Consider the following 13,601-nt stretch of genomic DNA (forward strand, 5'->3'; position numbering starts at 1 on the left):
GAGATACTCGATGAGATAGCCATCCCGGTTAACCCGGAGAATGGGGAGACCCTCCTCAGGATAGCCGAGACCTCCATAACAGGAAAGAGCGCTGAGGCCCACAGGAATCTCCTCGCAAAACTAGCAGTCGAGGCGGTGAAGCAGGTCGCCGAGAAGACCGAGGAAGGCTACGTCGCTGATATAGACAACATCAAGATAGAAAAGAAGGCCGGTGAGAGTGTTGAAGAGAGCGAGCTCATTAAGGGTGTCGTCATCGACAAGGAGGTCGTTCACCCGAGGATGCCCAAGAGGGTTGAGAACGCCAAGATAGCACTCATAGGAGATGCCCTTGAGGTCAAGAAGACCGAAACAGATGCCAAGATCAACATAACCAGCCCCAACCAGCTCTACGACTTCCTTGAGCAGGAGGAGAAGATGCTGAAGGAGATGGTTGACAAGATCAGGGAGGTTGGAGCCAACGTCGTCTTCGTTCAGAAGGGCATTGATGATTTAGCCCAGCACTACCTCGCGAAATACGGCATAATGGCGGTTAGGAGGGTTAAGAAGAGCGACATGGAGAAGCTCGCGAAAGCCACCGGAGCAAAAATAGTCACCAACGTCCGCGACCTTACCAGCGAAGACCTCGGCTATGCCGAGCTTGTGGAGCAGAGGAAGGTCGCTGGGGAGAACATGATCTTTGTCGAGGGCTGCAGGAACCCGAAGGCAGTGACAATACTCATCCGCGGTGGAACCGAGCACGTGGTTGATGAGGTTGAGAGGGCTCTCGAAGACGCGGTCAAGGTCACCAAGGACATCATCGAGGACGGTAAAATCCTTCCCGCTGGTGGTGCTCCGGAAATCGAGCTGGCTATCAGGCTCGACGAGTACGCCAAGGAGGTCGGTGGAAAAGAAGCCCTAGCAATCGAGGCCTTCGCCGAGGCTTTGAGGGTTATTCCGAGGACCCTCGCTGAGAACGCTGGCCTTGACCCGATCGAGACTCTCGTTAGGGTCATCGCTGCCCACAAGGAGAAGGGTTCGACGGTCGGCGTTGATGTCTTCGAGGGTGAGCCGGCTGACATGCTTGAGAAGGGGGTTATTGCTCCGCTCAGGGTCACGAAGCAGGCCATTAAGAGCGCCAGTGAGGCGGCGATAATGATACTCAGAATCGACGATGTCATAGCAGCAAGCAAGCTCGAGAAGGAGAAAGAAGGAGGAAAGGGAGGCAGTGAAGAGTTCAGTAGCGACCTTGACTGAAGGCTTTAATTCTTTGGTCCTTTGATACCTTCTTTCATCAAGTTCCTGAACGTAAGGGGTATATCCAACCTTAAGGTGTTGGATTTTCAGGCGGATTCTTAGCAGGGCTATGTTGTAAGATCGTTTCCTGACGGCTGTTCTGTTCTTGAGCGAGAAAAACGGACATCAACGCACTTTTTAGTCCAGCACCAAAAAGATAATATACTATGACGACACATAATTACACAACCACCTGTCGAGGGGGCCTATGCTAAAGAAGATAGCCGTGGTGCTGGTTTTTGTGGTCCTTCTGGTGGCCCCGGCAGCACTGAGTGCCGGCTCAGGCAGTCCCCAGCAACAAGGCAGTATACATCTTCTCGCGGTGAACGCCGGGGAAATCCTTAGTCTGATCTCCGACCCGAGCTTTAAGGCCATTGAAAGCAGTCTGAAGGACTACTCGCTCTACACCGTTGGCCTCAAGACCCTCCTCAGGGACGCCAAGACGGGATCCGTGTCCCTGGAGATAAGGGGCAGGAAGTTCGAACTGGCCTTAACCCCAGACACCAGAACGCTCGCCCCCGGGGTCACAAACGGGCCCATCCACATCTTCAGGGGAAGCGTTAAGGGCGTTCCTGGGAGCATGGTCGCGCTGACCGTAAGCGATAGGGCAGCCTTCGTCACTTTGTGGGTCCCCGGGAAGTGGTACTACCTGAGGTCCACAAAGACAAGAATCGATGGAAAGCCGATCCTCATCGGGTATTCATCGAAAGACGAAAAGCACGCAGACAAGGTCTATCAGTATTAGGTGAGACCCAATGGCCCCGATCCAAGAAAGACCTTAGTAGTCCTCACTCTACTCCTAATTGTGCTGTCCCTGGGCTGTATCGGTGAGGGCACCACGTTCACAACTTCAAAAACTGCAAGCACCACCACAACCTCAACTTCCACAACCACAAGCCCTGCTTTCCCCGAGGATGCCCCCCTAGGCAACCTGTCCCTCGAGCTAAAAGCCCTAGAGTGCGCTTCCGGCAGTTTCAACGTCGGTTGTGATAACAAACGTCGGGGACAACACGGTCCTCATCCTCAAGCCGGTGAACATGATCACGCTCCGCTTCAAGCTCTACGACAAGAACGGGAGTGGAATAAAGTACATGGGCCGATGCCTACCTGCCCCCCTGAAGGATAGGGATGCAACCGTTCTGAGGGCAGGGAGTCCATAAAGGAGAATTTCACACTGGACACACACCTCTGGATGGCGGAAAATGGAAACTACACCCTCGTTGCCCTCTACGACACCAGGGACGTAAAAGCCGAGACGAGCAGACCCGTGTGGCGGGGCCTGCTGGGGGCAAACGCCAGCGTGAGGTTCGGGTGCGGTTAGTCCCAAAGTTCTCCGATCTCCTTCTCCAGTCTCTTCAGCTTCCCCTTGAACCTCCTCACCTGGGCGTTGGCGAGGTTTACAATCCTCCTGATGTACCTCTCATCCACCCAGAGCTTCCCGTTTTCTCCCAAAGGGACGTCCATCCTCTCGGTGGAGCGTATCTCCACTAAGAGCTTTTTGTGGCTGACGCTCTTTATGTTGGAGTACTTAAAGCCAAGGCCTATCGCCAGGTTGAGCAGTTTCACAGCATCATTCATCGTCCTAGATGCTACGTGGAGGATTGGACTCCTGACAAGGAACCAGAGTTGACCGGAGCTGTGCTTTCCAATGGCCTCGAGAACTTCCTCGAAGGAGACTTCCCTATGCCACTTTCCAAGCCAGACGGAGTTGAGCTTGTCGCCGAAGTGGGGCATCTCCATGACCGAAATCCTACCTGAGCAGGAACTGGTTGTGAAGTAGTTACCGAGGGCGTTGATCCTCTCAAGGAGTGGGATTATGTCGTGGTCAACCTTATTCTGGGCTAAGGCCTTCCTAAGGCCTTCCATTGCTTTCGCTTTCTGCTCCTCGAAGTTCTTTGTGTAAAGGAACATGGTATCACCCCCGGATCAGCAGTGCCGCCTTCCGATAGGATGGCTCGGTGAACCTATACACAACCCGGCTCCCGATTTGAGATTTTGAGACGACATAAAGATCGTTCATGAGGGCATCCAAGAGGGAATGAAGAGCCCTTTTTGAATGCCCGTCCCTTCCAGCTCGCTCCAAGTTGCTCCATATGAGAGTAGCTTCATGACCATTGGGGCACTTAGAGACCTACCCTCAAGCAGGTTCTCAAGTTCGTGTTTGGCTTCCTTTACGGCACTTTCACTGACTCTGTAGAGGGCTTTTAAGTGTTCATCCCCTAAACAGCGCCTTAAGCCATAGGCGCTGAGCCAGCCCGGCAGGGTTCCAAGTTCCCAGAAAACGTCCTCAAGTTCTTTTTCCGGTATTTTTACTCCGCACTCATTGAGTCCTTTCCGTAGGAATCTCTCAGCGACGTCCCGTTCCCAGGGATTAAGCGTTATCTCAATCGGCTGTCGGGCGTAGAGACCCTCGGAATACGTTTGAGAGAACAGTTTTTTCATGAGTCCAGCATACGAGCCGGAAAAGACTATCAGCAGTTCCGGATTCTCGTTGAATGTGACGGTTAGGGCATTGAGAAACTGGGGCAGTCCCTCTCTGACTTTTTGTACTTCATCAAGGATGATCACGGTTTTCTTTAGATTTCTGAGGGCTTCCTCAAGTGCTCCCGACGCTGAGGCACTTGGTTTTAACCTGATTTCAAAGCCTTTAACCTTAATGGTCGATAGGTATGTCCCAACCTTTCTGAGGACTCCCTTTGGCAGGTTACGGAGTATCCTTTCGGTGGCTTCTCGAAGGGTCGTTGAGCTTCTCAAATCTATGTAGACGACGGAATGTCCATGCCTTTTTGCGAACTCCTTGGAAGATGAAATTGCGAGGCTCGTCTTTCCGGCCATTCTTGGACCCAAAACCGCAACCCAGCTGTTTGATTCCAGGGCGTTGACAAGTCTTCTAACTTCGGTTTCCCTTCCAAACAGTTCTTCAACTCTCTCCCTCGGACGTGGAGAAAACCAGTGATTCATGCAGACCCCCGAAACATGTTTCGGGGGTATCTCTTAAAAGGATAACCTCAGCTCACTGGCCTCAACCATAGTCCCCCTCCCCCTCACGAACTCGATCAGTCTCTCGTAGGTGGGGTGAGCCCTTAAAGTCGAGGAGTCTCCAATCGCTATGAGCTTCCTCTTGGCCCTTGTTAGGGAGACGTTTAGGCGCCTCAAGTCCTTTAGAAAGCCGAGCTCGCCCCTCTCGTTTGAGCGGACAAAGGAGAGAACGATGACCTCCTTCTCTCTTCCCTGGTAGCCGTCAACGGTCTTGACTTCCACCTCTTCCGGCAGGAGGGAGCTTATTAAATCCCTCTGGTCGTCGTAGGGTGTTATCACTCCAATCCATTCCGGCCTAAGTCCAAGCTCTAAGAGTTTCCCCACCGTATCGGCAACTATTCTCGCCTCAAGCGGGTTCTCCCTGCTCTCGCTCCCATGCCTCTGCCTCTCAAAGCGGTCTTCTCTCGTCGAGGTGTCTATGAAGACGAGGACGTTCTCCGGCTTAAGAACCTCGTTCCATAACCCTTTCGATGCTGGAACTCTGAGCCCCAGATCCGCAAGCGTTACCTTCCTGACGCTCTCGTCTGCTCTGACCTTTCCACTGTAGAACTCCCTGCTGGGAAACTCCATCAGCCTCTCGTTCATCCTGTACTGGATGGTCAGCATCTCTGACTTGTGGGGGTAGCGCTCGATGAGGCCCTCGAAGAGTGTCCTGGAGAGTTCCATGGCCTTTTCGCTCAGTATCGTTGGCGGGAGCTGTTTGTGGTCTCCCGCTAAGATGAACCGCTTCGCGCGGTTTATCGGGATGAGAACGCTCGGGATAGTCGCCTGGGTTGCTTCGTCTATAATAGCCACATCGTAGGAAGCGTAGTCAACGACATCGAGGCCAGCTGATGTGTTGGTCGTGAGGACTACGTCGGCCTCCCTTATTATCTCCCTCGCTATCCTCTCCTCAAGCTTCCTCGCGTCTTCAAAGGTTTTGCCCACCTGCTCGTTGAGCTTTATCCACTCGGCCATCTCGCGGATTATCCTAGCAGGCACCCCCCTAACGCCTATCCCCTTCGAGGCCAGCCGTAAAATCTCGCGGTCGCTCAGCCCCCTTCTGTATTTTGGGGCTGGCTTTGTGAAGGTGTCGCGCTTCTCCTTGAGGTTCTGGCCGATGACGCGGAGCTCCCTCAGCTCGCCGTAGAGCTCGTGCTGGGTTATGAGATAGGCCAAAGTCGTCTCGTGCAGAGCCCTTGAGACTCTGCTCGGATGCCCAACGCGGACGATCCTCAAACTGGAATCAACGAGCCTCTCAACGAGGTTGTCAACGGCGACGTTGCTCTCGGCCGTTGCTAAAACCTTATGGCCCCTCTCGACCTCCTGCATTATCAGCTCCGCTAAAGTCCTCGTCTTTCCAGTCCCGAATGGGCCGTGAATCAGAAAGAAGTCATGACTGCCGAGGGCCTTTGCAATGGCCTTCTTCTGACTCGCGTTTAGGCCGGCATCAACGGCGGTAAAATCCACCTGCTGGCCCTCCTCCGGTTCTCGAAGGCCGAGGTAGAATTCCAAAGCCTTTTTCCCGCTCTCGCGCAGGTTGTTCAGGTTCTCCAGCCATCTCTTAAAGGTGATGTCATTGGCGTACAAATCCAGGCGAACGCCTTTAATGGCCCACTCGGGAACCGTTTCAAGGGCAACCGTGATGAAGCGCTTCCCTTTCTCAACGACAGTCCCTACAAGGTCGCTCTTCAGGGGATCACGTCTGCTGATTACGACCAAATCGCCGACGCTTATTTCCGTCTTGATTTCCCTATCGCGCCCGTACCTCACGAGGAAATAGCCCAGCTCCTCGCCCACTACCTTTCCGTTGAGGCCGAGAACCGCTCTCCCAACCTTCTCCCTCTCCCTTCCCGAGAGGCGCCTCATCTCTAAGCGCATAGCCTCTATCTCTGCCTTTCGCTCAAGCTCCACGAGCTCTTTGAGGTGAGAGGTGAACTCTGACAGTCTCTCCTCCATTTTTCCTCCCGATGACCGGGGAGAAGAGTTCCTTAAAAAGCTGAGGGTGGTCAGCCCATGCGAGTCTCCTCACCGCTCGGGCGAAACTTCCCTCATCATCCCGGCAAGAATAAGGGAAGGGGGGTTAAAAAGGTAGCTAATACAGGAGCGCCACCAACTCCCTGTGGAACGACTTCAGGGTCCTCCAGTGGGCCTCGCTGATTCCCCCGCTCCAGGAGAGGCGCTGGTAGAAGTGCTCAAGCTCGTCGAGCAGGCACTCGATGTATTCCCTTCTCTGGCCACTGGCAGAGCCGTTCAAAAGCCTCCCCCTCAGGAAGGGCATCACCTCGGAGGGCCTCCCAAGGGCCGCCCAGAAAAGGCCTTCCTTTAAAACCTCGTACAGAACTTCCTCAAAACCAAACCTCTCAGCGGAGGGTTTGGCCCTCCCCCCTTGGAATCCTTGATACTGCCTCCATTGGAACCACCGGCTTCAGAACGTTCAACGCCTATATCAGCTTTTTGGTCTTTTCTCTGTAGATATGGCAAAAATGTAAAGGAATTCGGGAAGCTCTTGAAGAATCTGCCCCATATTAAGCCTATTTTTGTCACGCCGCCAAGGCAAGGACGAAGACAACGGTCAGTATGGGGGCGGTGTATGAGAGCGTTATCATGAGCCTCTTCATGCCGTCACCGTGCACGGAGGTATACATTTGTTTAAAAGCTTTACCTCTGTAGAGGGCTTGAAAAATCAAGTCCCGGATTCGTTATCCAGCCCGGCTTTGGGGCTGGAGTTTGAGGTTCACCGTGGAAAGTCTTAAAAACTCTTAACAGGTTCAAGTCAAAAAGGATGAGGGGGTTCGCGCATTATGGGAAAGTTTGAACAGAAACTTGTTAATGCCATAAAGGGCTACACATTCGACGACGTCCTTCTGATACCGCAGGCCACCGAAGTCGAGCCCAAGGATGTTGACGTCTCAACGAGGATTACTCCAAAGATAAGGCTGAATATCCCGGTTCTCAGTGCGGCGATGGACACAGTGACCGAGTGGGAGATGGCCGTCGCGATGGCGAGGGAGGGTGGCCTCGGCGTCATCCACAGGAACATGAGTATAGCGGAGCAGGTGGAGCAGGTAAGGAAGGTAAAGCGCGCGGAGCGCTTCATAGTGGAGGACGTCATATCGATTTCGCCGGAGGAGACGGTTGATTACGCCCTCTTCCTCATGGATAAGAACGGCATAGACGGCCTGCCTGTTGTCGAGGATGGGAAGGTCATTGGCGTTATAAGCAAGAAGGACATAGCAGTCAAGCAGGGCAGGCTCGTGAAGGACGTCATGACGGGCGAGCCAATAACTGTTCCGGAGAGCGTAACGGCTGAAGAGGCCCTTCGGCTCATGTTCGAGCAGGGGATAGACAGGCTTCCCGTGGTCGATGGGGAGGGGGGACTGGTAGGAATAATCACGATGAGCGACCTGGCAAAGCGGAGGAAATACAAGAACGCCGTCAGGGACGAGAACGGGGACTTGATAGTTGCCGCTGCGGTTGGGCCCTTTGACATCGAGAGGGCCAAGGCCCTCGACAGGGCCGGCGTGGACGTTATCGTCGTTGACACAGCCCACGCCCACAACCTCAAAGCTATTAAGGCAATGAAGGGGATAAGGGAGGCCGTTGATGCAGAGCTTATAGTAGGCAACATAGCCAACCCGAAGGCCGTTGACGACCTCACATTCGCAGACGCGATAAAGGTTGGCATAGGGCCCGGGAGTATATGTACAACAAGGGTCGTCGCGGGAGTTGGCGTTCCACAAATCACGGCCATAGCGCTGGTTGCTGACAGAGCCCAAGAGTACGGTCTCCGCGTCATAGCCGACGGCGGGATAAGATACTCTGGTGACATAGTCAAGGCAATAGCCGCCGGCGCCGATGCAGTTATGCTCGGCTCTCTCTTGGCGGGAACCAAAGAGGCTCCGGGCAAGGAGGTCGTCATAAACGGCAGGAGGTACAAGCAGTACCGGGGGATGGGCTCCCTCGGGGCCATGATGAAGGGTGGTGCCGAGCGCTACTACCAGAAGGGGCACATGAAGACGAGGAAGTTCGTGCCCGAGGGGGTGGAAGGTGTTGTGCCCTACAAAGGACCGGTGAGCGAGGTACTCTACCAGCTTGTCGGTGGCCTTCGCTCGGGGATGGGCTACGTAGGAGCTAAGAGCATCGAGGAGCTCAAGGAGAGGGGCGAGTTCGTCATCATAACGCAGGCAGGGGTTAAGGAGAGCCACCCGCACGACATACTCATCACCAACGAAGCACCGAACTATCCGCTCGGCAAATGAAAAACCGTTTAAGTCCTTCCTCCCTTTTCTTTCCGGTGGTTTGATGAGGGTTGGTGTCATCGGGACCGGCTTAGCCGGTCTGACTTCCGCAATAGCCCTCTTGAAGAGGGGCTTTGATGTCACTCTCATAGGTCACGGCATTAAAAGCTCAAACTCCTATCTGGCCCAAGCAGGTGTGGCATTTCCACTAGCAGAGGGGGACTCCCTTAGGGCTCACGTCACCGATACGATCAGGGCCGGAAAATACATCAACGATGGGGAGACAGTGTGGAGCGTAATCTCGAAGGCAAGCGAAGCCCACGACTTCCTCTCCTCCTTCGGCCTCAGGTTCGAGCTGGAAACCGAGGGCGGGCATTCTTTTCCCCGGGTTCACACGATAAAGAATGAGACGGGAAAACACCTCACGAAAGTCCTGTGGATGAGGGCAAAGGAACTGGGCGTTGGCTTTGTCAGAGGGACTGCCGAGAGCTTAGGTATTCTCGGAAGGAAAGTCTGCGGGGTTTTCGTTGATGGCGAGTTCCTCCGCTTCGATGCCGTTGTCATAGCCTCGGGTGGCTTCACAGGGCTCTTCCAGTACACCGCCGGTGTGGGAACGAACCTCGGCCTCATGATAGGTGACGCCATCCTTCACGGCGTTCCTGCCAGGGATCTTGAGTTCGTCCAGTTCCACCCGACGGGCTACATCGGAAAGAACAGAGTGAAGCTCATAAGCGAGGCCGTTAGAGGAGCCGGTGCGAAGCTCGTAACAGAGGACGGGGAGCGCTTCGTCAACGAGCTCTCGACGAGGGACGTTGTTGCGAGGGCCATTTACAGGCAGATGCAGGCCGGGAAAAGGGTCTACCTTGACGCCACAGGTATAGAGAACTTCAAGAAAAAGTTCCCCCAGATATATGCCTTCCTCCGGAAGGAGGGTATAGACCCCTCCAAAGACCCAATCCCGGTCTCTCCTATTGCCCACTACACCATGGGGGGAATAGCCGTCGACCTCTGGTACAGAACGGGAGTTAAGGGACTCTACGCAGTTGGCGAAGCCATGAGCAACGGCTTTCACGGGGCGAATAGATTGGCGAGCAACTCGCTCCTTGAGTGCGTTGTCTCGGGCCTTGAGGTGGCCCGGACGATAGCGAGGGAAAGACCGAAGAACCGGTCAAGGAGGGAACCGCCTTACAGGGCCTTCGAGCCGGGCGACGTTGAAGCTATAAGGGAGCTCCTCTGGGAGCACGCCGGGATAGTGAGAACCGCTGAAGGCCTGGGGGCGGGCCTGAAAAGGCTTGAGGGGATAGAAGCGGACGAGAGGCTGAAGCTATTGGCAAAGGGCGTCCTTGAGTGCGCCTTAGCGAGGGAGGAGAGCAGGGGGAGCCACTACCGCTGGGACTTTCCTGCTATGAGGAAGGAATTCGAGAGGCCGAGCTTCTTCAACGGGAGGTGCAGGCTGTAGGTCTCTTCCGATGCAGTACTCCGCGATAAAATTTTTTAAACGGGGCATCCAATCAGTCTATATGCGGGAAAAGGAGAGGCTGAGGAAAATCGAAGAGAAGTATGGAATGAGTTGGGAGAGGTTCTACTACTATGCCGAGGTCGTCAACTACTGGGAACCTCCACTCAAACGCGCAACCCCAGAGGAAATCCTCAATGACCTCGCTGAGCTGTTTGAGATTGACGAGGAGCCCAAAAACGAAAGGGTAAGAACATGCTAAAGCCCCTCGATGAGAGGTGGCATAGCTAAGTGACTACGTTTTGGTCCTTAACCAAAGGTGTCCAAAAACCCTTTTAACGTACTCCCATTATTCACGCCCAAGAGGGATGAGAACATGGAACGTGAGGAACTTGTTGAGGAGATTAGCCGGCTTAAGGAGGAGCGCAACGCCATAGTAATGGCTCACAACTACCAGCTTCCTGAGGTTCAGGACATAGCGGACTTCCTCGGCGACAGCCTTGAGCTCGCGAGGAAAGCGGTTAACGTTGACGCCGACATCATAGTCTTTGCCGGCGTTGACTTCATGGCGGAGACCGCTAAAATCCTCAACCCTGAAAAGACTGTCCTTTTGCCGACGAGGAGGGCAACCTGCGCGATGGCCAACATGCTGAAGCCTGAACACATACTTGATGCCAAGAAGAGGTATCCCAACGCCCCGGTAGTGCTCTACGTCAACAGTTCAGCGGAGTGCAAAGCTCATGCTGATGTCACGGTAACTTCAGCAAACGCCGCAGATATCGTCGCAAAGCTGGATTCCGACGTCGTCATCTTTGGTCCGGACAAGAACCTCGCCCACTACGTTGCAAAGCAGACTGGAAAGAAGGTCATCCCGGTTCCCGAGTATGGACACTGCTACGTCCACAGAAAGTTCACGCTTGAGGACGTTGAGCGCGCGAGGAAGCTATACCCGAACGCCAAGCTGATGGTTCACCCCGAGTGCGAGCCCGAAATCCAGGAGAGGGCCGATATAATCGTCTCAACCGGCGGCATGATTAAAAGGGCCCCGGAGTGGAGCGAGTGGGTGGTCTTCACCGAGAGGGAGATGGTCTACCGTTTGAGCAAGCTCTATCCAGGCATCAAGTTTCACCCAGCGAGGGAAGATGCAACCTGCATAGGCATGAAGGCGATAACGCTCCAGCACATCTATGAGTCTTTGAGGGATATGAAGTACGCCGTCGAGGTTCCGGGGGAGATAGCTGAGAAGGCGAGAAAGGCGATAGAAAAAATGCTGGAGATGAGCTGACTTTTCTTCACCTCTTCGAGGTCACGTGCCTGACGGTGTAGTGCTCCAGTGTTGCACCGGTCTCAACGAACTCGTGGGGCCATATCTTGACGTTGTACATCCTTACATTGTCCCCTATAACCGTGTTGTCCCCTATAACCGAGTTCACTATCCTCACGTTGTCACCGATCTCGACGTGGCGCCCTACTATGGAGTTCATTATCCTGACGTTGTCCCCCAGTTTTACTCTGTCCATCACGACCGAGTGGAGGATCTCGCACTTCCTTCCGATTATTGAGTAGTTGTCTATGATTGCATCTTCGAGGGAGGTTCCCTTTCCAATGGATATATGTCTCCCGAGGAGAACCTTCTCCTCAACCAGGAGCTGACCCCTTTTTATCATATCCCTGACCTCGCGCCTCAGTCTCTCGGACATCTTGGACTTACCCTGCATGTAGACATCCTGTGTGATCGGGATGGCGTCTATTTCCTCGGGAGAAAGGTGATGAAGCAGGTACATTGCCGCGTTGAGATAGCGTTCCGGCGTCCCGACGTCGAACCAGTAGCTTTTCATAGGGTAGCCGTACACAGCGTAGCCGTGTTCTATGAGGGCGGGGATTATATCGCCCCCGAAGTCCAGTTTCCTCTCTTTCTTCATTTCTTTAGCCCAATCTTCTTCGAGGAACTCCCAGAAGTTCTCAGAGAGGATGTAGATGCCCGTGTTGGCCAAGTTGCTCGGGGCTTCCTCCGGCTTAGGCTTCTCAACGAAGTACCCTATCCTGTAGTCGTCGTCTACCTTTGCCACGCCAAAGCCCGTTACGTCCTCCACCTGCTGAAGGGCTATCGTCATGAACGCGTTTTTCTTCCTGTGCCACTCTAACATCTCCTGAACGCTGAGCTGGTAGATGTTGTCGCCCTGGATGATGACCACCGGCTCCTTTATGCCGTAGTACTGCATCGTGTACCAGACGGCGTCGCCGTTGGTGGTGCTTTCGTAGCGCGGCATGTAGCGTATCCTGATCTCTTTCTCAAGCCCATACTTCTTTTTGAGCCAGTAGCCCTCGCGGAAATAGTCGAAGAGGGTTGTGTAATTCACGTAGCCTTTAACGCCGAGGTAAATCTCCTCAACGCCGTCCTTTGCCAGGTTCAAAATCGAATGCTCCAGAATCGGCCGGTTAAGGAGCCTTACGAGCCCCTTCGATGTCTCTATAGTCAGGGGCCTCAGACGGGTCGCTTCCCCACCTATGGGAATTACAGCCTTCTTGATCATAGCCTTCCCCATTTAACATCGTCTTTGGAGAATAAAAGACATTCTTTCACGGGGAGTGGTGCAGATCATGGAAAGCGAAATAAAGCTCAGTTCCCAGGGGGAGTTGGGGTGAAAGCATGGTTTCGCTTGAGTACCTGCTCGGGTTTATCAGGGAAGACGCCCCCTTCGGCGACGTTACGAGCGAGGCGGTTATTCCCGAGGGGATCAAAGCTAGGGCCGTCATCATAGCGAAGCAGAGGGGGGTTGTTGCTGGAGTTGAGGAAGCCAGGGGCCTCTTCGAGCACTTCGGCGTTGTCGTTAAGGTCAAAAAGCACGACGGCGAGGAGGTGGGAAGGGGTGACATTATCCTTGAACTCGAAGGGGACGCGAGGGCAATTCTCCTCGTCGAGAGAACGGCTCTAAACGTCATGGGCAGGATGAGTGGGATAGCGACGGAAGTCAGAAAACTCGTCGAGAAAGTTAAGGTTGTCAATCCAAAGGTGCACGTTGCTGGAACGAGGAAGAGCCTTCTCAGACAGATAGACAAAAAAGCAATTCTCATCGGGGGAGGTGAGCCACACCGCTTCTCACTAAGCGATGCGATACTCATAAAGGACAATCACCTCGCTTTAGTTCCTTTGGAAGAGGCAGTAAAGCGCGCAAAGGCCTTCAGCGTCTACAAGGTCGTTGAGGTTGAAGTTGAGAGCCTTGAGGACGCGGTTAAAGCTGCCAAAGCCGGGGCAGACGTTGTCATGCTCGACAACATGTCTCCGGAGGAAATAGCGGAGACCATAGAGGCCTTAAGGCGCGAGGGGCTCCGCGATAATGTCAAAATCGAGGTCTCCGGCGGGATAATCCCGGAGAACATAATGGAATACGCGAAGCTCGACGTAGACGTCATAAGCCTCGGCTACCTGACCCACTCGGTCAGAAACTTTGACCTGAGCCTGGAAATCACCGGAGAGTTATGAGGCCATTCGGTTTTCACAGGTTTTTTCGAACTTTTTTCACACCAACCTCGATGTAGTTGTGGCAAGGCTTATAATCCACTGAGACGTTCATCTAACTGAAGGGAGGTGGTGTGAATGAACAAGCTCGCCA

The 13,601-nt window shown here is 53.9% G+C and carries 14 protein-coding genes; 9 read left to right on the forward strand and 5 right to left on the reverse strand.

Annotation, left to right across the window (positions count from 1 at the left end; all coding sequences use genetic code 11):
• The 4 genes from thsB to MVD07_RS10750 form a co-directional block, all read left to right on the forward strand.
• On the forward strand, window positions 1-1,233 hold a 1,233-nt coding region (thsB, locus tag MVD07_RS10735), incomplete at its 5' end, for a thermosome subunit beta (RefSeq protein ID WP_297502052.1).
• 247 nt (window positions 1,234-1,480) lie between these two features.
• Window positions 1,481-2,017, forward strand: coding sequence for a hypothetical protein (locus tag MVD07_RS10740; protein ID WP_297502055.1), 537 nt, complete (start codon window positions 1,481-1,483; stop codon window positions 2,015-2,017).
• Window positions 2,018-2,258: 241 nt separating this feature from the next.
• Window positions 2,259-2,432, forward strand: a complete 174-nt coding sequence (locus MVD07_RS10745) for a hypothetical protein (RefSeq protein WP_297502058.1) — start codon at window positions 2,259-2,261, stop codon at window positions 2,430-2,432.
• Window positions 2,433-2,464: 32 nt separating this feature from the next.
• The gene (locus MVD07_RS10750) at window positions 2,465-2,593 is read left to right on the forward strand and encodes a hypothetical protein (protein ID WP_297502061.1); all 129 of its coding nucleotides are present in this window, start codon (window positions 2,465-2,467) and stop codon (window positions 2,591-2,593) included.
• Here MVD07_RS10750 and MVD07_RS10755 read toward each other — a convergent pair.
• From MVD07_RS10755 to MVD07_RS10770, 4 genes are all read right to left on the reverse strand, one after another.
• Window positions 2,590-3,183, reverse strand: a complete 594-nt coding sequence (locus MVD07_RS10755) for a hypothetical protein (protein WP_297502064.1) — start codon at window positions 3,181-3,183, stop codon at window positions 2,590-2,592. The two genes, MVD07_RS10750 and MVD07_RS10755, sit on opposite strands and share 4 nt — an antisense overlap.
• 105 nt (window positions 3,184-3,288) lie before the next feature.
• On the reverse strand, window positions 3,289-4,233 hold the full coding sequence (locus tag MVD07_RS10760; RefSeq protein ID WP_297502068.1) for an ATP-binding protein: 945 nt from the start codon (window positions 4,231-4,233) through the stop codon (window positions 3,289-3,291).
• A gap of 33 nt (window positions 4,234-4,266) precedes the next feature.
• Window positions 4,267-6,249, reverse strand: a complete 1,983-nt coding sequence (locus tag MVD07_RS10765) for an IGHMBP2 family helicase (protein ID WP_297502071.1) — start codon at window positions 6,247-6,249, stop codon at window positions 4,267-4,269.
• A gap of 136 nt (window positions 6,250-6,385) precedes the next feature.
• Window positions 6,386-6,571 (reverse strand): hypothetical protein, encoded by a 186-nt coding sequence (locus MVD07_RS10770; protein ID WP_297502073.1) that lies wholly within the window; start codon window positions 6,569-6,571, stop codon window positions 6,386-6,388.
• A 523-nt stretch (window positions 6,572-7,094) separates the two neighbouring features.
• Between MVD07_RS10770 and guaB the strand changes: the two genes are divergently transcribed.
• From guaB to nadA, 4 genes are all read left to right on the forward strand, one after another.
• Window positions 7,095-8,552, forward strand: coding sequence for an IMP dehydrogenase (gene guaB / locus MVD07_RS10775; protein WP_297502077.1), 1,458 nt, complete (start codon window positions 7,095-7,097; stop codon window positions 8,550-8,552).
• A 43-nt stretch (window positions 8,553-8,595) separates the two neighbouring features.
• Window positions 8,596-9,990, forward strand: coding sequence for an L-aspartate oxidase (locus MVD07_RS10780; protein WP_297502080.1), 1,395 nt, complete (start codon window positions 8,596-8,598; stop codon window positions 9,988-9,990).
• Between the two features lie 61 nt (window positions 9,991-10,051).
• Window positions 10,052-10,249 (forward strand): hypothetical protein, encoded by a 198-nt coding sequence (locus MVD07_RS10785; RefSeq protein WP_297502082.1) that lies wholly within the window; start codon window positions 10,052-10,054, stop codon window positions 10,247-10,249.
• Between the two features lie 114 nt (window positions 10,250-10,363).
• On the forward strand, window positions 10,364-11,272 hold the full coding sequence (gene nadA / locus MVD07_RS10790; protein ID WP_297502085.1) for a quinolinate synthase NadA: 909 nt from the start codon (window positions 10,364-10,366) through the stop codon (window positions 11,270-11,272).
• A gap of 7 nt (window positions 11,273-11,279) precedes the next feature.
• On the opposite strand, the gene MVD07_RS10795 is transcribed toward nadA, so the two are convergent.
• A complete protein-coding gene (locus MVD07_RS10795) occupies window positions 11,280-12,533 on the reverse strand; it encodes an NDP-sugar synthase (protein WP_297502088.1) in 1,254 nt (417 codons plus the stop codon).
• A gap of 104 nt (window positions 12,534-12,637) precedes the next feature.
• Here MVD07_RS10795 and nadC point away from each other — a divergent pair, with 104 nt between their 5' ends.
• Complete coding sequence (gene nadC, locus MVD07_RS10800; protein ID WP_297502091.1) at window positions 12,638-13,471, forward strand: carboxylating nicotinate-nucleotide diphosphorylase; 834 nt, start codon at window positions 12,638-12,640, stop codon at window positions 13,469-13,471.
• The last annotated feature ends 130 nt before the right edge of the window (window positions 13,472-13,601 follow it).

Origin of the sequence: Thermococcus sp., from assembly GCF_027008145.1 — an archaeon.
In the GTDB taxonomy this organism is placed as follows: Archaea; Methanobacteriota_B; Thermococci; order Thermococcales; family Thermococcaceae; genus Thermococcus.